We start from the raw sequence: 18117 nt of genomic DNA, 5'->3' as shown, positions 1-18117 counted from the left end.
TGAGCACCGCGCAATGTTGATCAAACTGACCGGTGGCAAGGTTTACGACCCCACCAACAACATCAATGGCGAGGTGCGTGACATCTACTTCGCCGATGGTCGTGTCGTGCCGCCGCCGGCGGACGCACGCATCGACAAGGAATATGACGTCCGCGGCCGCGTGGTGATGGCCGGCGCCATCGACCCGCACACGCACATCGGCGGCGGCAAGGTGACGATCGCACGCACGCTGCTGCCCGAGGATCACTACAAGGACGAGGTGGCGCATACCTCGATCACACGCGCGGGCACCGGCCACGCCACGCCCTCGACCATGGTCACCGGCTATCGCTACGCCGAGATGGGGTATACGGCCGCTTTCGAGCCGGCAATGCTACCGGCGAATGCGCGTCAGGCGCACATGGAGATGGGCGACACGCCGCTGCTCGACAAGGGCGCGTTCGTGATGCTCGGCAGTGACGATTACCTGCTGCGCCTGATGGCTGGAAAGGCGAGCTTCGAGCAGATCAAGGACTACATCGCCTGGACGATGCACGCTGCGCAGGCGATCGCCGTCAAGGTGGTGAACCCGGGCGGCATCAGCGCCTTCAAGTTCAATCAGCGCAAGCTCGATCTGGACGAGAAGCACGTCTACTACGGCATCACGCCGCGCGACATCATCCAGACTCTGGCGCGCGGGTTGCTGGAATTGGGCGTCACGCATCCGCTGCACGTGCATGGCTGCAACCTCGGCATCCCGGGCAACGTAGAGACGACGCTGGCGACGATCCGGGCCACCGAAGGCCTGCCGCTGCATCTGACGCACATTCAGTTCCACAGCTACGCAACCGAAGGCGACCGCCATTTCTCGTCAGGCGCGGTGCAGGTCGCGGAACTGCTGAAGAAGTACCCGAACATCTCTATCGACGTCGGTCAGGTGATGTTCGGCGCGACCTGCACGGCTTCGGGCGACTCGATGCGCCAGTACAATGGCGCCAAGAACGCCGATCCGAAGCGTTGGGTGGTGATGGATATCGAGTGCGACGCCGGCTGCGGTGTCGTTCCGTTCCGCTATCGCGACAAGAGCTTCGTGCACGCGCTGCAGTGGTCGATCGGCCTCGAGACGTTCCTTCTGTGCGATGATCCCTGGCGCATCTTCCTCACCACGGACCATCCGAACGGCGCGCCGTTCTACACCTACCCGCATCTCATTCGCCTGCTGATGGACCGCGACTTCCGTCGCGAGACGATGCTGCACGTCAATCCGGAAGCGCTGCAGTATTCGACGCTGCCTTCGCTCGAGCGCGAATACTCGATGTACGACATCGCAATTCTCACGCGAGCGGGACCGGCGCGCAGCCTTGGCCTCAAGGACCTGGGCCACGTCGGCCCCGGCGCACGCGCGGACATCACCGTTTACAAGGACGACGCAAACCGCGAGCGCATGTTCACGACGCCGGAGCTGGTGTTCAAGAACGGCGAGTTGATCGTGCGCGACGGCAAGGTCATCAAGGTCGTCAACGGCGCGACGCACGTTGCGCGCCCGGAATACGACCGCGCCATCGAGAAGCCTCTCAAGGAATACTTCGACCGCTACCACACGGTGCGCATGGAGAACTTCCGCCTGAGCGACGATGAGATCACCGATGGCGGTCGTGGAAAGATCATCGTGCAACCGACGAGGGCCAGGACGTCGTCATGAAGATCAACGGAATTGAGATCGACGACACGTTCGCCGAAGCCTTCGGCATGGCCGGCACGGGCGTCATCGTCACCGCCGACACCATGAAGTGGGCGCGCATCGCCGCCGTCACCATGAGCGGCTTTGGCACTTCGGTCATCGGTTGCGGCGCAGAAGTCGGCATCGATTGCGAGTTGAAGCCCGAGGAGACGCCGGACGGGCGTCCCGGCGTGCGCGTCCTGCTGTTCGGATTCTCGCCCGACTCTGCAGCGCAGCAGCTGAAGACGCGCGTCGGCCAGTGCATCCTGACGAGCCCGGGCTCTGCCTGCTATGCAGGCGTGCAGGCCGAGAAGCGCATCGGCCTTGGCCAGGGGCCGCGCTACTTCGGCGACGGATTCCAGACTGCCAAGCGGCTCGACAAAACGCGTTACTGGCGCATTCCGGTGATGGACGGCGAGTTCGTGATCGAGGAGACGACGGGTATCGTCACCGAAGCGGTCGGCGGCGGCAATCTGCTCATTCTCGGCAACGAGCGCGCGGGCCTGCTGGAGGCGACCGAGGCAGTCGTGGATGCAATCGCCAAGGTGCCTGACACGATCACGCCGTTCCCTGGCGGCATCGTTCGTTCCGGTTCGAAGGTCGGTTCAAAATACAAGGGCGCCATCGCGTCGACCAACGACGCGTTCTGCCCGACACTGCGCGGGCGGGTAAAATCAGACGTCGGCCCGGAGACGATCGCGGTGCTCGAAGTCGTCATCGACGGCTTGTCGTCGAAGGCCGTCGCCGATGCAATGCGCGCTGGCCTCAAAGCCATCCTCGACGTCGGCGCTTCGAAAGGCGTCACGCGCGTCACCGCCGGCAACTACGGCGGCAAACTCGGTCAACATCACTACAAGCTCCGGGAGCTGCTGCCATGAGCGGTCTTACCTTCCGCCTGACCTCGGCCCCGGTCGAGCGTCTCGATCTTTCGCAGCTCACGCCCAAGCACGTGGCGTCCATCCCGCTTGCCGAAGTGCTGAAACTGAACGTCGGCACCACCAAGAGCGCGCTCAAGGTGGGCGATGTTTTTGCGGTGTCGGGCAAGCCTGGCGACGTGATCACCATCGAAGGTTCGACGGACAAGCTCGACTTCATCGGCGCGCATCTGGATGAAGGCACGGTGATCGTCGAAGGCGACGCTGGTGTGGGTGCCGGACGCGCCATGCGCGGTGGCCGGGTCGATATCCGTGGCGATGCCTGTGCGCTGCTCGGATCCGCCATCAGCGGTGGCGAGATTTTCGTTAAGGGCTCTGCCGGCGCCCAAGTTGGCGGCCTCACCCCGGGCGACAAGTTCGGCATGACCGGCGGGCTGATCGTGATCGATGGCCACGCGGGCGATCGCGCCGGTGACCGCATGCGCCGCGGCACGATTTACATCCGTGGCAAGTGCGGAAGCTACGCCGGCTCGCGCATGGTGGGCGGAACGATCTGGACCGAGCTTGGTTTCGGCGCCGATCCCGGCATGTTGCTGCGCCGCGGCACGCTGATCGGGCCGTCGGTCGAGCGCTTCCTGCCGACATTCGCCGACTCTGGGCGTCACGACCTCGTCGTGCTTCGCATCCTGTCGCGGTACATGCAGCAGAAGCTCGGTGCTCGTGCGCCCAAGCCGCTGCCTGGCATCGTGCGCAAGTACGCCGGCGATCTGGCGACGGTGGGCAAGGGTGAAATCCTGATTACCGCCTGAACGCGGTCCAGTGCTCTCTCCGGTGTAACTAATCCGCCTCGATGGACGTATAGGTTCATCGGGCAGGTAGTCATACCTGTTCCAATAAGGGGTTCGGCAGGCCACCATGGAGCCTGAACCGGGTCTGGAGATGCGCATGATCGCAATCGTCATTTCTGCATGCCTCGTTAGCAATCCAAGCGTCTGCAAGGACTATCGAGTCCCGTTGGCGTACGACGTTGATTCACAGCGTTGTCTGTTCGAGGCGCAGCCACATTTGCCGCGTTGGGCGGAGGCGCATCCGACTTGGCAGATCAAGAAATGGCGTTGTGCCGCAGCCGATCAACAGGACCTCTGACAGCGGAGGACATCATGGTTTGGCTCAGAAGCGCCGCTGTACTGCTGGCGGCTACAATTTCGCTCGTTGGGCTGGCCGCGGCCCGCGCGGACATGGTCGATCATCTCGACCTAAAGTCAGACGAGTTCACCAAGGCCGACGTCACTCGATCTCAGGTGATGGAGGCGCTGGCCAAGGCGGGCGACAGCGGAACGGCGGATTTCTCCGGAAAGCGGCTCAATGGCCTCGACTTGTCGGGCCTCGATCTTCGGCACATCAAACTGCAGGCTGCGCGCATCAATGGCGCGAGCTTCGCCGGCTCCAACCTCGGTGGGGTGGTGCTCGATCAGGCATGGGGCTTGAAGTCGGATTTCACAGGCGCCAACCTGAAAGGCGCCAGTCTGTTCGCCACGCAGCTCATGGATGCAAAGCTGGCGGGCGCGGATTTTTCGGGGGCGCGGATTGCTGCCGACTTTTCGCGGGCAGACCTCAAGGGAGCCAATTTCGCCGGTGCTGATCTGTCCGCCGACATGAAGAATCAGTCGATGGGATTGATGCGCGGAGTGTTCCGCTCCAGCAAGCTGGAAGGGGCGTCGTTCAAGGACGCCAACATGGCGCGCGTTCTAATGGAATACGCTTCTCTGCGGGGGGCAGACCTCAGCGGTGCGGACCTGTCCGGCAGCGAGCTTGCCGGCGCTGATCTTACCGACGCGAACGTTGCCGGAGCCAATCTCGATGGTGCGGACGTGAACTCCGCGCGTATTGGCTCGTTGCGCGGGAAGGACCGCGCGCAGCACTTCGATCGGATGAAGAACCTCGATCGCGCCTATCTCGAGTAGCAGCTAGGGCGTGAAAAAGAGCGGCCACTGGGCGGCAAAGTCGCGCCGGGTGCGGCTGCCCCCATCGCTAACCTCAAGCACAAACTTCTGACGGATGGCGCGACCAAAGTCGGCATAGCCGTTGGCCGGCAGGACGAAAGAGCCCGGTCCACCCTTCACGTTCTCGCCGAACCACTTCTCAAGCGGGTTTACGTTTTGATGAGTGGGCAGATACGACCGAGTGGATGGCGCACCGGGCGTCACCATCTCTGGGCCCTCGGCGTCGAGGATCGGCAAGCCGTTGACGGTCACGCCATAGCTCACGAGCTCGTCGCGGACCTTATGGACCGGCTCGGAGCTGTTGCAGTTGTCCTGGCCATCGCCCGAGATGTCGAGCACGACCTTGGCGGCTTTGGCGGGGATCTGCGGGACGATCTTGTCGGAGACGACGCGCATCATGCGCGACATGCAGGTGAACTCGCCGCCGCGGCGCTTCAGTCCCCTCACCTTCCGCGCTGCAGCCTTGGCGTCGGCCTCGCTGGCGATGTGGGTCCAGGGCAAGCCGATCGTCGGCTGGTCGGACCAGGTGACGAGCGAGAACAGGATACCGCCCTTGGCGCCACCGACGATGGCCTGGATGACGCCCGGGTCCTCCAGCGCCTGGGCTATGCCTTCCATCTGCAGTTTGTAGCGCTGCTCGTCGACGGAGTTCGACACGTCGATGGCGACGATCAACGCCGTGTCGACCTCCTCGCCTCCCACGGCATTGGCGAAGCTGGCGACAAGGCTGGCGCAGAGCGCTGCGCATATCGCGGCGAGTCCCAAGCGCCGCGCGCGTTGCCAAATTACTGCAATGCAGTTGCGTTCCTCGCCCAGCCACATGCCGCTCATCACCCCTTGTCGTTTGCCTAGAGTTTTGGAGCTTTTAGATGGGTTGAGCAACCCCGCAGGCCGAGATCAGCCGGCAGCGGAGAGCGATGATCCCAAATCAAAGGCCGCGACGACCGGCGCGTGATACGAGGCGGCGGAATGCATGGCCTTGCCATAGCCCAACGCCTCGTCTCCGAGTCCCTCGTTGTGGACCTCAATGGCACGGAAGTGGCCGTAGAGGGCGTGGCTGGCGAGGATATGGTCGAGCATCTGAGGGCGGCCGTGATGCAGAACGCTCCAGCGGCGGTCTGCCGGCAACGCCCGATCGAGCACGATGAGAGAATGCGCTGCGAGATCCGCGGCGCCGAGGTCCTCTTCGGCGGCGATGGCGAGGCGAAGTGTTGCGGTCCAATCCTCGGCATTGAAATCACCGGCGACGGCGATGAGCGCGGCCGGATCCGTCGCCATGAGCTCCTCAACCAGGAGGCGAAGTTCGAGCGCCTGTGCTTCTCGTTTCAGGGCCGAGAGATAAAAGCCTTCGGCCCAGCCCCCGACCGAGCGCCACGCGAACGGTCCACGCTTTTGGTCCGCCACAGGGCTGGCGAGCGGGGCGCGCAAGTGCACGTTGATGACAGCAAGCGTCTTGCCGTCGGGTAATTGATGGCGCGTCAAAAGCAATGGCCGGTCGAACGAAACCGGCGTTGCCTGCTCGGCGGGCGCGCGCCCCGGTGCACGGTGCATGGGCGGCGCCAGCAGGGTGTTCTGAATCTCGGTGCAAGCGATGACGGGATAAACCGACAGCGTCACCAGATTGTGCACGTCAGCGAGCGCGCGGCCGTTGCTGCCCGATGATGTCGCTCGGTAGTAGTCAGCGTAGCGTGTGCCCTGAACCAGCCGGTCGAGCGCGCGCAGTTTGCGTTCATGCTCGCCAGCAATGTGCTGCGCATTTACCTCCTGCAGACATATGATGTCCGCGTCGATGCGTTCGAGTGCCGGGCGCAGCACGGAAACACGCGTCGAGAAGTCCACATGGGACTTTGCGCTGTCATCCAAGCTTTCGAGGTTGAACGTCGCAAGGCGCATTGGGAAACCATACCGCGCGCGGCCGGGAGTTGTGGTTTGACGAGTATCAAGCTGTGTGCGCGCCGCATGTAAGCATACTGTGCGCGTCGCAATCGGTTAAGAGGTTGTGGCGATGATCAACGGCACGCCGAGTGGAGAAGCGAAATGTATAAGCACATCTTGATCGCCACGGATGGTTCGGATCTGGCTGAGCGGGCCGTCGAGCAAGGACTGTCGCTCGCCAAGCTGACAAATGCGAAGGCAACCGTGATGACCGTCACGGAGCCCTGGACGGCGGCTGTCTCGGGCGAATGGGCGGTGGCGTTCCCCGTCGAGGAATACGAGAAGGCCTCGGAGGCCAACGGGAAGAAGATTCTCGACGGCGCAAAGAAGATGGCGGCGCAGATCGGCGTTGCTTGCGATGCCGTTCACGTGAAGGATCAGTATCCGGCGGAAGGCATCGTCGAAGAGGCGAAGGCCCTCGGGTGCGATTTGATCGTCATGTCCTCGCACGGACGGCGCGGCATCGCGAAGTTCGTTCTGGGCAGTCAGGCGACGCGCGTGCTCGCGCACACCACGGTGCCGCTGCTGATCTGCCGCTAGAAATCTGGCGGCAAGACGCCTTCGATGCGTCTGCCGCCTACGCCGTCGATGAGACTGAAGTCAGTGGTGGTGCATGTGCTCGTGATCGCCGCTTGCACCGGGCGGGCTCGTCTTGACGGCGAACTCCACATCGACGGCACCCGCCTTCTTGAAGTTGAGCTTGGCCTTCACCGGGCTGCCCTCCTTGATCGGCTCCTTGAGGCCGATAAGCATCAAATGCATGCCACCCGGCTTCAGCTCGACGCTTTTGCCCGGCGCCAGTTCGACCTCGCCAATGGGCTTCATCCTGGCGACGCCCTGGTCATCGATCGTGGTCTCGTGCAGCTCCACGCGCTCGGCGATGTCGGACGTGGCGCCCAGAAGGGCGTCGGCCTCGGTGCCACCGTTGGTGATCTTGCCGTAACCAACGCCCATGCCGCCAGCGCTCGCGGGGCGCGTCCAGGCGCCTGAAACGTCGATACCGGCAGGGGTAGCAGCGGCGTGATGATAGTGATGATCGTCGCCGGCGCCGGCCACAAGCTGCAGCACGGGGGCTGGGTATTTCAGCGCGTGCGAATCCTGTCCTGCGGGGGCAACCTCATTCCAGTGCAACTCGCCCTTGGCGCATTTCTGCGTAACGGGGAATGTGATGGCGCCCGGCGCCAACTCGGCGGCAATGAACGTCGATAGAACGAACTGGTCGAAGTAGTCGTCGGGAAGCGGCCCGCCGGTCCAGGTCACCTTCTTCACGCCATCGCTTTTCGTCTCGCCGTGATAGAATGCGTAGCTGCGCGAATAGGCCCCCTTCTCAAGCGCCAAGGTCCAACCGGCTTTGGGCATCGGCTTCACGGCGATAACGCCTTCCGGAATATCGATTTGAACCGTCGTCGTTTCCGATCCCTCGCAGCCGTGCGGTACGCTGAAGACCGCCTTGTAGCCTGACCCAAGTTTCGCGCTCTTGGCCTCGAGCGTCACATGCGCGAGGGCCGCTGTGCTCAAACTCATGGCGGCGGCACCTGCCAGTGCAAGCATGCTTGTGCGTTTCATTCGTTCACCCTCTTAATGATGCCCGCCGTTGTGGTGGCCGGCATGACTTTCGTTTTCGTTGACTTTCATCAGGCCCTCGAACGTCGAGAACAACGCGACCTGATCGGGGGGTAATCGGCTTTCTTCCGCGGCCAAGTTGCGCGCCAACCGTTCGGCGGCGTCTGCAGGGATTCCGGCTTCGACGAGAACCGAAGCATGCTTCAACGGATCGCCACTGCAAAGCATGACGGCCCATTTACCTGAACTTTTATGCAATAGCGCGCGCCCGCCGCGATTGCCTTGCACCCATCCGGTGACCGCATAGTCACCTTCGATCACGATGGGAGCCACACTCAACTTCGCGTCGGGTTTGTCCCATTCGGCCAGCGTGATTGCCCGAATGGCGGCTTCATCATGCGAGCTCTGCGCGAAGACAGCGTGGATGGCGCCCGAGAGCGCCATCCAGCCGAGCAACGCTAGAGCCACGTACGGGAGTGCTAGGCTCCGGTGCTGCATCTTGATCACCACTTGTATTGAACGCCGGCGTAGAACGCGCGGCCGTTGCCAGGTTCGAAGACTGCGGAATCGACGCCCTTCAGGTCGCCCGCAATGCTCGCCGAGGCGATGTAGTGTTCATCGGACAGGTTGCGCCCTTCGATGTAGGCGGTGATGGGTCCGCCGTTGTCGAAGCCGAGCTTCATGCCCCAGATGGCGTACGCTTCCGTCTTCAACGTGTTGGCGTTGTCGACGTAGTACGCCTGCGGCACCCATTCGATGTTGGGTCCGAAATAGACGCCGGAGGGATGCTTGTAGAGGAGTTCAGTTCGGACCATGTGGCGCGGTGCGCCGGGCAATGTGTTGTCGCCCCATTTGGAATCGCCATCGAAGAAAAAGTCGTTGAAGGTGTAGGCCGTGCGCAGCCACAGCTCGTCGGGCTTGCGGCCGCCGACGAGCAGTGCCTTGGCGATCGCAGCACCGAAACCTGCCTCGACGCCCTGATGCACCGTGCTATCGGCGTTGGTCACCGAGCAGGTGTTGTACATCACGGTGATACACTGCAGCTCATTGTCGATCTCAGCACGATAGATGGAGAGATCCCAGTTGTAGTCGCCGCGGTCACCGCGGGTGCCGATCTCGTAGGTCGTTGCGCGCTGCGCCTCGGCCAGGAAGGGCGAGCCAACGGTGTTCTCTCCGAAGCTCGGGATCTCAGCGCTGCGCGAGATATTGGCGAACACCTGCCAGCTCCGATCCACATCCCATAGGAGACCGACTTTCGGGCTCCACAGGTTGAAGTCGCTCTCGCCGCTCTGATCGCCGACGGTCGTGTAACGCACCGTCGCCTCGCGGGTGGCGTTGAGGTACTGCGTGCCGGCGACGAGTGCCACGTCCCGCATGAAGTAGAATGAGTTCTCAGCGTAGAAGGAGAAATTGGTAGAGTCGTTGTCGACGTCCGAGAGTAAGGCACCCTTTTTTGCGCCGGCCAAATCCGTGTACTGCTTGGCCGCTACGGTACCATTTTGAATGTTGGCGCCGACGATCATGCGATTGCGGTAGCCACCGATCTGCGACTCGTCGGTGAGGCGCGCAAAGCCGCCGTAGTCGTTGTACTTGTAGTCGAGCCAACGGTAGATCGGATGCATCAGGTGGCGGTCTGAGGTGAAGGCGCCGACTTCCAGGAGCGTTCCCGGTGCCAAGCGGATCGCCGTCTTGTTGGCGAAATGCAGCGTGTCGATGTTGCGCTGCTGATCGAGCAGCACGTTGTTTGCCGCGGCGGTCTCAGGCGAGGTCAGGGCGCTCTGCTTCGTCACCGATCCCGGGATGCGTTGGCGCACCCAATTGGCATTGATGTAGAAGCGTGTCTCGATATCTTCGGAAAGGCGGTAGCCGACGTTCATGCTGCCGCGGACGCTCTCGCCCCAGCTATGGTCGCGGAAGCCGTCGACCTCCTGCCAGGTACCCGTGATGAAGTAATCCGCGGGACCGGATACGCCGCCGGAGCTGACCGCCATCTTGTGGAAGCCGAAGCTGCCGACATCGACGCGAGTGCCGAAGGCTTCGGCGTCGTAGCCCGTGGGCATGACGAAGTTGATGGCGCCGCCGAGCGAGTTGGCGCCGAACCGCAGAGCGTTGGCGCCCTTGTACACCTCGACATAGCGATAGGCGGTCGGGTCGATTTCCTGGAAGTCGCCGAAACCGTCGGCGGTGTTGATCGGAATGCCATCCATATAGAGCTGCAGGCCGCGCAAATGGAAATTGCGCGACAGGCTCGAACCGCGAATGGAAAGGCGCGTGTCATCGCCCCACTTGGGCTGCACGAAAACGCCCGGCACGTAGTCGAGCACGTCCTTGATCGTAGTCGCGGGGGTCGATGTCTTATAGGCCGATGCCGGCACCAGCTCTACGCCGCCCGGTGTCTGCTGGATGATATCGCGAGCCTCGGCGGTGTTCGGCACCGAGAGGCTGCCGGCGCGTGCAGTCGTTCCGACACCCGGGCTTGCGGCGGCGCCGCCCGATGGCGCGGCGGCGGTGTTCGAAGGCGCAGTCGACTTCTTGGCGGCGCTCTTCTTCTTGGTCTTCGCCTTGGCCGGAACGGCGGTCTGCTCGACCACCACCGGTGGCAATGGCGTCGCCTCGCTCGAGGCCGACTGCGCCGATGCAACGTCGGTCATAGTGACCACCGCAATGGCGGTCGCAATGCCGCTACACAGCGGCACCTTCTTCAACTGGAACACGATACTCAACTCCCCCAAACGCTACGCGGGCGGGCCTGCGCATTCTCGGGCGCACGGCTACGCTGTTACACACGCAAGACAAGGTGCGCCGGACCCGGCATCGCCACACACGGCGATCCGGCATCAACGGCACACTCTCAGACGGTGCTGGGTGGGCCGCGGTTGCGTTGGGAAGGGACAGAGGCGCTGACCGCGTCCTCGCGCAGTGCAAGGCGCAGGTGTGCCGGCTCGAACGGAGGCGGCGGCAGGATCGTCTCAGGGCTCGCGACGGCAAGCTGGAAGGCTGCGAGGCCCTTACAGATCGGGCAGCCCGTGGCCGGCATCGCCGGGGACGAGCCGTCCGAAAGGCAGATCGATCCAGCGAGCTCGCTGATCTCGAGCTTGGCAAGCCCGGTGCTATACTGCGAGGTTAGGTGCCAAGGCAGCAGTAGCGCATAGAACGCCACGCCCAGCAGCGCCAAGGCTGCCGAAACGCTTCTACGCTGACGCTGTACTCCCCACACCATGCCGAGAACGTACTGACCTAAGTCGTGCCACTCAAGCGCAATCGCACTGCAACAAGGGATCGCAGCGGCGGTAGGCGCGGTCGTACGCGCTGCAGCGCGGAATTCTACCCAGGGGTATCTAGATCGGCATCACCGCGCCGAGGTGCTGAGGCAGCTCCGCAGTGGGCGTCTTGACCAGATCCTTATCGAGCTCGGCGTAGATATGCGGCTTCAAGTGGTCGGAGATCGCTGCCCGCAAATCACCAAGCGCGGTCGGTGGGGCGACGATGACGAGGCGGTCGAAAGCCTTCTCGGCATAGCGGCGATCGAGAAGGTCAGCCAGCTGCTTAGCGAAGTCGCGCTTAAGCTCGCGGTGGGGATCAGTCTTCGGCGTGATGGCATGGCGCGTATCGCCGACAGACTCGAACGTGCGTGTGGCGCCGTCGCGGAACAGCTCGCTGTCGGGGCGGTGATCACCGTTGATGACGCCGCCCTCGATCGCCTCGATGCCTTTGCCTGGCCCCTTATTCGAGAAGAGGCGGGCGTGGGCGCCGTCGGCGATCAGTACCCATGTGGTGGTCGGCTTCATACACGATCCTCCCGTTGCTTGCTTGGCGGCTTTCCGCATTGGTGAGTGTCGTCGCTAACCCTCACCAGGACATTGACGGCCATCAACCAATGGCTGTGCCTGCATGTTACTTCAGACGCCGGCCAAAAATGAGGATGGCTGCGATGGGCACGATGAAGCCTGCGACCAGGGAAATGCCGACCAGGTACGGGACGTTCTCGTAGTGCCCGCGGCTAACGACGAAAATTTCGTTCAAATACTTCGTTTGCAGGGCCCCCGCGACAAGAGCCATATTCATCAGCGATGCCATGAGCGCAAACCACGTGGCGCGATGACCTTCCGGCGCGTAGATGGCTATGAGCGTCAACAGGGGGATCATGCTGAGTTGCGCGAACGGTGACGTGGTCGCCGTATCGATGATAGCAATGGTGCGCGCTCCGAAGCCGAAGACCTGCTCGGTCCAATCGGCGAGACCAAGCGTCAAGCCGAAGGCAGGCAGCGACAGGATCGTCGTGACGATGGTGAGCCAAAGCAGCACCTGCGGAACGGGGCGGCGCGTGATGGCATCGGAGAAAAACCACATACCCAGGAGAGCAAGTCCGGCGCCGATCTGATTGAGGGTGCCCTGGAATGCTTCATCGAAACCCAGCACGTCGATGACGAACCAAGTGTATCCCTGCCCCGCGAGCGGCATGGCGCGATAGATGAAAATGATGAGCGCGGCGTAGAAGATCGTGCGCTGCGTTTCGGGGGCCAGCTGACTGACTACGCGCCACAGCATACCGCAGATCACCGACATCGATACGATGAAGACGATCTCCTGATTGTAGGGCACGTTGGTCGACGCCAGCGTCAGCACGAAGAAGCCGAAGATCAGTCCGCCGCCGAGGATGCGCCAATCGATAGCGCGCTTCTCGACAGGGCGTAAGCTGATGAGAAGGGCTCCGCTGACGGAGATGAGCGGGATGATCAGCCCGACGAGGAACACCGTCTCATACGGGTAGATGCTGGCGATCCAGCCAGCGACGCCGGCGACGCAGAACATCCCGAGCGAGAGCGCGAGGCGACCGAGCACCTGCACCATGCCCAGTTCGCGATCCACCTCCTCCTTGGCGCGCGGTGTGCCATCCGGGTTCTCGCGGTCGACGACCTCGGTGCTCATCGCGTCGGCGACGACATCCTGAATGACGACGCCGAGCACGCTGATGAAAGCACCGAGACGGTAGAGGTTCTCGGGGCTGGCGAAGGTGAGCCAGCCGCCCGCGGCGCCAGCCAGCAGCAGCATGCCCGCAGCGATGAACGCTGCGCCGATGAAGACATAGGCGCGGCGCTGCGATCCCAGGATGGGTACGCTGTCGACCAGTTCGCCGAAGACCATTTTTACGGTCCACGGCAGGGTGATCCAGACATTGAGGGCGGCAAGCTCAGCGGGGCTGAGTGTCAGCGCCTTCTTCACCCAGAAACTCTCGGCGACGGCGATAAGGCCGAGCGCGCCGTAAGCGAAGTAGACCATCAGCAGCGGCAGATAGCGCGGCCGGAAGGCGCGGACGGGATTGAGCAGCGCGGCTTCAAAGCGTCGCCACAAATATCCATCGCCGGACGCCTCAGTCGCCGCGGTCATCGGTGTTGCATCTCCCGCTCATGCCCGCGCCATAGTCGCCTAGCCCAGTGAACAAACAAGCCGTAAGCGGCATCGCCCCCGCTGACCAGTGTCAGCTGCAACGGTATGCAAAAAGGCCCCGGTGCGTGACCAGGGCCTCTCAGGCAGGGTTTTTATCTGGAGCTTGGATCAGTCGCGGCCGGCCGGGCGCCGGGGGGCGACCCAGGGGCGTTCGTCGTAGCCCATCGACGAGGTATTGGCCGCGCCGGTGAAGATGCCGCCGCTGCCAAACTTCATTCCAGAGCCAAGCGAAGTCTTGCTCGGAGTGTCGGAGAGGCCGAGCTGGGCCTTGAGGTCCATATCGAGGCTCACCCCGGACGAGGCATCTGGCGCAAGGTTGGCGGATCCGCCACTTGCCGGGGCGCCGCCGCCATTCTGTACGTCAAAGGCCAGCGCAGGCGTCGCCAAAGCCGCAATTGCGATCATCAGTGCGGCGCAACTCGCAGCAGAGCGCATTATAGGTACCTCCAGCAAATCAATGCCGTGATTTTCTCCCCTATATTGGGCGCGTCCATGGCTCGGCGAGGGGGATGCCCCATTTACCTGAGTTGTGTGTCGCAGAAGCCACGCCGCACCCTGGGAGATATGCTTGCGGGTGAGGCTATGACATCGGGCCCTCAGGGGAAAGTTGCATGTCCGCACATTTCCACGTGCTTTTTGCCGCCGCGCTGCTCGGTCTCGTTCTGCAGCCGGGCCCGGCGCATGCGGCTCCCTATGTGTTCGACAGCAAACACGGCGAGGTTCTGTTCGCCTACAGCCTGCCCTTTTCCAGCGGAAAAGGTCGTTTCACGGGCGTCACCGGCAAAGCGGAGGTGAATGACGCTGCGCCTGAAAAAGGCAGCGTCGACGTGGTCATCGATGCGCGCACCCTGAGGGCCAGCGATTCTCTTTCCCAGAGCGAACTGCGTGGCGGCTCGTTCTTCGCCGTCACGAAGCATCCGACGATGCACTTCAAGAGCCGGAGCATCCGGGGGAAGTCGACGAGCCACTATGAGATCACCGGCGACATGACCGTGAAGGGCATCACGCGGCCAATCGTGCTGCATGTCGAACTGCAACCCCCAAACGGGGGCATGCGCCAGATGCGGGCTACGACGCGCATCAACCGCAGCGACTTCGGGATGACGGCGTACGGCTTCCTGGTCGGCGAAACGGTGGACATCGAAATCAGGGCGCCGCTGATACCAGCCCGGTAGGCGATGCAAAATCCGACAGTGGCTGACTGCTCGGTAACCTTTGCCAGTTAGTCTGTTCGAAGATTTATTGCGGATGCATCATGTCTGCCACCGGTTGCCAAGGCTGCCATACCCCGCTCGACTTCGACGTCTCGATGGCATTCCAGCCCATCGTCGATGTGGAGTCGTGCACCGTTTATGCCTACGAGGCGCTGGTCCGGGGCACTGATGGGGCTGGCGCAGCGAGCGTGCTTTCGCGCGTGAATGACCAGAACCGATACGCATTCGATCAGCAGTGCCGCGTGCGCGCGGTGGAGCTTGCGGCGGCACTTAACATGGACGCGATGCTGAGCATCAACTTCATGCCGAACGCCGTTTACGAACCGCACCGGTGCCTGCAGACTACGATCGCGGCGGCGCGTCGTACGGGGTTCCCCGTCAAGCGGATCATTTTCGAGACCGTCGAAAATGAGCGCGTGCCGGACCCGCGCTATCTCAAGCAGATATTCGCAACCTACCGCGACGAAGGCTTCAAAACGGCCATCGACGATTTCGGCGCAGGGTACGCCGGCCTCAACCTGCTGGCCGACTTTCAGCCGGATATCGTCAAGATCGACATGGGCCTCATCAACAATGTCTCCGGGGACCGCGCGCGGCAGGCGATCGTCGGAGCGCTGGCGGCGGTTGGCAGCCTGCTCGGGATCGATGTCATCGCAGAAGGCGTCGAGCGCAAAAGCGATGCGCTTGTGCTTCGCCATCTCGGGATAAGGCTGATGCAGGGGTACTTGTTCGCCAAGCCTGCTTTCGAGGTGCTGCCTGAGGTCGATTTCAACGTGCTATTGCCGTTGGCAGACGAGGATCGCGGCGCGGCCTAAAGGGGCGCCGCGATCAATCGCAAGATGACCTCCGCTCGTTGTTATGGAACGAGTTCCGTCGCTCAATCTAAATGATATTCAGAATGCCGCTTGCTCGCCAGAGATGGCCCCTGTCACCTGGGTAACAGCATAGACTTGGTCAGGCGGGTAGGTCTTAAAGGGGGGTAGGAGCTAACCGTTTCACCGGCCTAATGCCGGGCGTGCCATAGCGTCGTCATCGTCGGCACCTAAGGAGACGGGAATTATTGGAGACGTCCGCCTGCTGCGTTAGCATTGGTCGGCGTCCTAGGAGATTTCAATGGCAGCCCCCCCGCTGCACGTGTTGCGTTTTTTGGTTCTTGCCTCAGTTTTGCTCGCTCCTCTCGTCGCTCACGCTGGCTCAGGAGCGGAGATTGGCGATGCGCGCACCATCGTCAGTCTCGTCAAGGCGGATTTCGCGAAGGAAGAGCGCGACCTCGAGGTCGGAGACGTCGTCCGCCAGGATGAGGTCATCGAGGTCAGCGACGACGGACGCGGCGAGTTCCGTCTCAACGACGATACCAAGCTGGCGCTTGGCCCCGGCGCGCGCATGGTGCTGGATAAGTTCGTCTACGACAGCGACAAAAAATCCGGCTCCATCATCGTCGATCTCACGAAGGGTGCGTTCCGTTTCATCACCGGCGTGGCGTCGAAGAAAACCTATGAAATCCGTACCCCGAATGCATCGATCACGGTGCGCGGAACCATCTTTGACGTCTACGTGCTGTCCGACAAGAGCGCGTGGCTGCTGCTGCACGAGGGCGCTATCGAGGTGACATCGCCGAAGAAAGACGTCTGCCGCGTGCTAGATCAGCCTGGTCAGCTCATTCGCATCGACAGCAAGGCCAATGTCAGCGATCCGCTGAACTGGAAGGATATGCCGGCGCGAGATGCCGCGACGTTCGAAGATGCGTTTCCGTTCGTCGTTGCCGCTCCGCAAATCGAGCCTCTACCGCCGACGTCGCGCGATGGCATCCTGGAGGCCGCGTTTCCGAAGGCAGACAACAAGAAGTGCATCAACGGCCTGAAGGCAAAGCCGATCAAGGCTGACGACGGCGACAAGCCGAAGAAAAAGAAGAAGCCGAAGACGCGCCAAGCGACGAACGACGACGCCCCGAAGAAGCGCCGCCCGAAGCCAGCCGATGACGACGATTACGGCGGCGGCGCGCGCGGCATCGACATCATCATCAAGGGCGGTGGCTTCGGCGGCTTTGGTGGTGGCCGCCCCGGCGGAAACGATGGCGGCGGGTACGGCGGGCGTGGCCGCTAGAGCGGCTATCCCCCCTGCCCCTTCCACTCACTATTCCCCGGGGAATGCGAAGGGGTGAGAGTTTGCGACAGGCTCGACGTACGTCAGAACGACGTGGAGCACCACCTCGCGACCATCGGGATTGCGATAGCCGTAAGGAACGTCGGCTTGGAACTGGATGGCATCGCCTTCCGGCACCGTCACCGGTGTATCGTTGCCAATGGCCAACTCGATACGTCCTTCGACAACAATGATATTCGCTTTGGTGCCGGCCGGGTGCGGCCCGAGATTCTCGCGGTGCTGGCCGGCAATTCTCACCTCGTAGAACTCGGCGCGTCTTACGCTTTCGACAGAGAACAACGCTCGGCAGATGAAGCGCCCATTGCTGGCGCTGACGATCCGCGCGCGAGCCTTCGGCAGCACCACGGTGGCGCGCGAGAGCGGTGCCACGAGCATGTTGGCGATGGGAATGCCCAGCGCGTCGGCCACCTTCAACAGCAGACTGATTGTGGGAACGCTTTTGCCGGTCTCGATCTGACTGAGCATGGCGCGGCTCACACCAGAACGCTTGGCCAAACGCTCAAGCGAATAGCCCTGACGCGTGCGGAGGCGCTTCAGGTTGGTGCTTATTGTGGTCAGCAGCGCTTCGGAATGGCCGGTGCGCGGTCTCCTCTTGAGGGAGGCCTTCGCGCCTGCCGACCTTCCTGACGTAGCCACTCCGATGTCTGCCGTTCGTTCCATAGCTGCCCCCAAGGCGACAGCACCACGGTGCGCACCTATCGATGCGCGTGACGTTAGCGGCGCCGGCAGGGGCAACGGAACGCAGAAAAACTGCTAAGCTTCGAAGCGCGCGTTCTGCCCTGGGGCCGCGGCGGCTTCTCATCGCGCGGTGTAGCTACTTCTTCTCGAGCAGCAGCTTCGCGCGGCCGATCATTGTCTCCTTGAGCGGCCCCCAAAGCTTCTTCAACAGCGCGGGCAGCACGACCTCCAGTCGCACAACGTCATCACCGACCTCAAGCGATCCGGGAATCGATTGGCCCATCGCGCGGACGGTGAACGGCATCTTGTTCTCGATCCACGGCTGCTGCTCGAGCGTCAGCAGGCTGCTTGACGGCATGCCCTGCAAGCCGGACTGCAGACGGCGCATCGCTTCCCCCTTTCCAAGGGAATGCGGTATCGACACGACCAGGGGCTCAGCCATTGTTCTGTCCTCATTCTCAAAACCGTGCCTGCTCGCTCGCGGCGATTTAGGCTCAAACTGCAATAACGCGATACACCATCGGCCGGGGCGATTCACT

General features: G+C 62.5%; 19 protein-coding genes. 8 read left to right on the top strand and 11 right to left on the bottom strand.

Going from position 1 to position 18117, the window contains the following annotated elements; all coding sequences use genetic code 11:
• Positions 1–13: 13 nt before the first annotated feature.
• The 4 genes from ACP15D_RS18790 (at position 14) to ACP15D_RS18775 (ending at position 4538) form a co-directional block, all read left to right on the top strand.
• Complete coding sequence (locus ACP15D_RS18790; RefSeq protein WP_424958938.1) at positions 14–1681, top strand: formylmethanofuran dehydrogenase subunit A; 1668 nt, start codon at positions 14–16, stop codon at positions 1679–1681.
• Entirely contained in the window at positions 1678–2577 is a 900-nt protein-coding gene (fhcD, locus tag ACP15D_RS18785) for a formylmethanofuran--tetrahydromethanopterin N-formyltransferase (protein ID WP_424958937.1), read from the top strand. The genes ACP15D_RS18790 and fhcD overlap by 4 nt, the downstream gene beginning before the upstream one ends.
• Entirely contained in the window at positions 2574–3383 is an 810-nt protein-coding gene (locus tag ACP15D_RS18780) for a formylmethanofuran dehydrogenase subunit C (RefSeq protein ID WP_424958936.1), read from the top strand. The genes fhcD and ACP15D_RS18780 overlap by 4 nt, the downstream gene beginning before the upstream one ends.
• A 351-nt stretch (positions 3384–3734) precedes the next feature.
• Positions 3735–4538 (top strand): pentapeptide repeat-containing protein, encoded by an 804-nt coding sequence (locus tag ACP15D_RS18775; RefSeq protein WP_424958935.1) that lies wholly within the window; start codon positions 3735–3737, stop codon positions 4536–4538.
• 3 nt (positions 4539–4541) lie between these two features.
• Here the strand turns inward: ACP15D_RS18775 and ACP15D_RS18770 are convergent, their stop codons facing one another.
• Together ACP15D_RS18770 and ACP15D_RS18765 are read right to left on the bottom strand one after the other, a co-directional pair.
• Positions 4542–5408: a DUF1194 domain-containing protein gene (locus ACP15D_RS18770; RefSeq protein WP_424958934.1), complete on the bottom strand. Its 867-nt coding sequence runs from the start codon at positions 5406–5408 to the stop codon at positions 4542–4544.
• Positions 5409–5474: 66 nt separating this feature from the next.
• The gene (locus tag ACP15D_RS18765; protein WP_424958933.1) at positions 5475–6470 is read right to left on the bottom strand and encodes an endonuclease/exonuclease/phosphatase family protein; all 996 of its coding nucleotides are present in this window, start codon (positions 6468–6470) and stop codon (positions 5475–5477) included.
• A gap of 144 nt (positions 6471–6614) precedes the next feature.
• On the opposite strand from ACP15D_RS18765, the gene ACP15D_RS18760 reads away from it, so the two are divergent.
• Complete coding sequence (locus tag ACP15D_RS18760) at positions 6615–7052, top strand: universal stress protein (RefSeq protein WP_424958932.1); 438 nt, start codon at positions 6615–6617, stop codon at positions 7050–7052.
• A 60-nt stretch (positions 7053–7112) separates the two neighbouring features.
• Here ACP15D_RS18760 and ACP15D_RS18755 read toward each other — a convergent pair whose 3' ends face one another.
• The 7 genes from ACP15D_RS18755 to ACP15D_RS18725 all read right to left on the bottom strand — a co-directional run bounded on the left by ACP15D_RS18755 (position 7113) and on the right by ACP15D_RS18725 (position 13958).
• Positions 7113–8078 (bottom strand): DUF1775 domain-containing protein, encoded by a 966-nt coding sequence (locus ACP15D_RS18755; RefSeq protein ID WP_424958931.1) that lies wholly within the window; start codon positions 8076–8078, stop codon positions 7113–7115.
• A gap of 12 nt (positions 8079–8090) precedes the next feature.
• A complete protein-coding gene (locus ACP15D_RS18750) occupies positions 8091–8585 on the bottom strand; it encodes a copper uptake system-associated protein (protein ID WP_424958930.1) in 495 nt (164 codons plus the stop codon).
• On the bottom strand, positions 8579–10726 hold the full coding sequence (locus ACP15D_RS18745) for a TonB-dependent receptor family protein (protein ID WP_424959276.1): 2148 nt from the start codon (positions 10724–10726) through the stop codon (positions 8579–8581). The genes ACP15D_RS18750 and ACP15D_RS18745 overlap by 7 nt, the downstream gene beginning before the upstream one ends.
• Positions 10727–10926: 200 nt before the next feature.
• Positions 10927–11295 carry a DUF2946 domain-containing protein gene (locus tag ACP15D_RS18740; RefSeq protein ID WP_424958929.1) on the bottom strand — a complete coding sequence of 123 codons (369 nt, stop codon included), beginning with the start codon at positions 11293–11295 and terminating at the stop codon, positions 10927–10929.
• 118 nt (positions 11296–11413) lie between these two features.
• Positions 11414–11863, bottom strand: a complete 450-nt coding sequence (locus ACP15D_RS18735) for a host attachment protein (protein ID WP_424958928.1) — start codon at positions 11861–11863, stop codon at positions 11414–11416.
• 106 nt (positions 11864–11969) lie between these two features.
• The gene (locus tag ACP15D_RS18730) at positions 11970–13463 is read right to left on the bottom strand and encodes a hypothetical protein (RefSeq protein WP_424958927.1); all 1494 of its coding nucleotides are present in this window, start codon (positions 13461–13463) and stop codon (positions 11970–11972) included.
• Between the two features lie 168 nt (positions 13464–13631).
• A complete protein-coding gene (locus tag ACP15D_RS18725) occupies positions 13632–13958 on the bottom strand; it encodes a hypothetical protein (protein ID WP_139247326.1) in 327 nt (108 codons plus the stop codon).
• Between the two features lie 176 nt (positions 13959–14134).
• Here ACP15D_RS18725 and ACP15D_RS18720 point away from each other — a divergent pair, with 176 nt between their 5' ends.
• From ACP15D_RS18720 to ACP15D_RS18710, 3 genes are all read left to right on the top strand, one after another.
• Positions 14135–14698 carry a YceI family protein gene (locus ACP15D_RS18720; protein WP_424958926.1) on the top strand — a complete coding sequence of 188 codons (564 nt, stop codon included), beginning with the start codon at positions 14135–14137 and terminating at the stop codon, positions 14696–14698.
• An 80-nt stretch (positions 14699–14778) separates the two neighbouring features.
• Positions 14779–15552 carry an EAL domain-containing protein gene (locus ACP15D_RS18715; RefSeq protein WP_424958925.1) on the top strand — a complete coding sequence of 258 codons (774 nt, stop codon included), beginning with the start codon at positions 14779–14781 and terminating at the stop codon, positions 15550–15552.
• A 298-nt stretch (positions 15553–15850) separates the two neighbouring features.
• Positions 15851–16840, top strand: coding sequence for a FecR family protein (locus ACP15D_RS18710; protein ID WP_424958924.1), 990 nt, complete (start codon positions 15851–15853; stop codon positions 16838–16840).
• A gap of 30 nt (positions 16841–16870) precedes the next feature.
• Here the strand turns inward: ACP15D_RS18710 and ACP15D_RS18705 are convergent, their stop codons facing one another.
• Both ACP15D_RS18705 and ACP15D_RS18700 read right to left on the bottom strand, forming a co-directional pair.
• Positions 16871–17560, bottom strand: a complete 690-nt coding sequence (locus tag ACP15D_RS18705; protein ID WP_424958923.1) for a helix-turn-helix domain-containing protein — start codon at positions 17558–17560, stop codon at positions 16871–16873.
• Between the two features lie 154 nt (positions 17561–17714).
• Positions 17715–18020, bottom strand: coding sequence for a polyhydroxyalkanoic acid system family protein (locus tag ACP15D_RS18700; protein WP_424958922.1), 306 nt, complete (start codon positions 18018–18020; stop codon positions 17715–17717).
• Positions 18021–18117 lie beyond the last annotated feature (97 nt).

This window comes from Hyphomicrobium sp. 1Nfss2.1, assembly GCF_965243865.1.
In the GTDB taxonomy this organism is placed as follows: Bacteria; Pseudomonadota; Alphaproteobacteria; order Rhizobiales; family Hyphomicrobiaceae; genus Hyphomicrobium_A.
This window is presented reverse-complemented; position numbering and strand designations above follow the sequence as displayed.

Coding starts and splice junctions, on each gene's coding strand:
- ACP15D_RS18790 (WP_424958938.1), top strand. CDS start 14: ATGTTGATCAAACTGACCGGTGGCAAGGTTTACGACCCCACCAACAAC.
- fhcD (WP_424958937.1), top strand. CDS start 1,678: ATGAAGATCAACGGAATTGAGATCGACGACACGTTCGCCGAAGCCTTC.
- ACP15D_RS18780 (WP_424958936.1), top strand. CDS start 2,574: ATGAGCGGTCTTACCTTCCGCCTGACCTCGGCCCCGGTCGAGCGTCTC.
- ACP15D_RS18775 (WP_424958935.1), top strand. CDS start 3,735: ATGGTTTGGCTCAGAAGCGCCGCTGTACTGCTGGCGGCTACAATTTCG.
- ACP15D_RS18770 (WP_424958934.1), bottom strand. CDS start 5,408: ATGAGCGGCATGTGGCTGGGCGAGGAACGCAACTGCATTGCAGTAATT.
- ACP15D_RS18765 (WP_424958933.1), bottom strand. CDS start 6,470: ATGCGCCTTGCGACGTTCAACCTCGAAAGCTTGGATGACAGCGCAAAG.
- ACP15D_RS18760 (WP_424958932.1), top strand. CDS start 6,615: ATGTATAAGCACATCTTGATCGCCACGGATGGTTCGGATCTGGCTGAG.
- ACP15D_RS18755 (WP_424958931.1), bottom strand. CDS start 8,078: ATGAAACGCACAAGCATGCTTGCACTGGCAGGTGCCGCCGCCATGAGT.
- ACP15D_RS18745 (WP_424959276.1), bottom strand. CDS start 10,726: ATGACCGACGTTGCATCGGCGCAGTCGGCCTCGAGCGAGGCGACGCCA.
- ACP15D_RS18740 (WP_424958929.1), bottom strand. CDS start 11,295: ATGGTGTGGGGAGTACAGCGTCAGCGTAGAAGCGTTTCGGCAGCCTTG.
- ACP15D_RS18735 (WP_424958928.1), bottom strand. CDS start 11,863: ATGAAGCCGACCACCACATGGGTACTGATCGCCGACGGCGCCCACGCC.
- ACP15D_RS18730 (WP_424958927.1), bottom strand. CDS start 13,463: ATGACCGCGGCGACTGAGGCGTCCGGCGATGGATATTTGTGGCGACGC.
- ACP15D_RS18725 (WP_139247326.1), bottom strand. CDS start 13,958: ATGCGCTCTGCTGCGAGTTGCGCCGCACTGATGATCGCAATTGCGGCT.
- ACP15D_RS18720 (WP_424958926.1), top strand. CDS start 14,135: ATGTCCGCACATTTCCACGTGCTTTTTGCCGCCGCGCTGCTCGGTCTC.
- ACP15D_RS18715 (WP_424958925.1), top strand. CDS start 14,779: ATGTCTGCCACCGGTTGCCAAGGCTGCCATACCCCGCTCGACTTCGAC.
- ACP15D_RS18710 (WP_424958924.1), top strand. CDS start 15,851: ATGGCAGCCCCCCCGCTGCACGTGTTGCGTTTTTTGGTTCTTGCCTCA.
- ACP15D_RS18705 (WP_424958923.1), bottom strand. CDS start 17,560: ATGGAACGAACGGCAGACATCGGAGTGGCTACGTCAGGAAGGTCGGCA.
- ACP15D_RS18700 (WP_424958922.1), bottom strand. CDS start 18,020: ATGGCTGAGCCCCTGGTCGTGTCGATACCGCATTCCCTTGGAAAGGGG.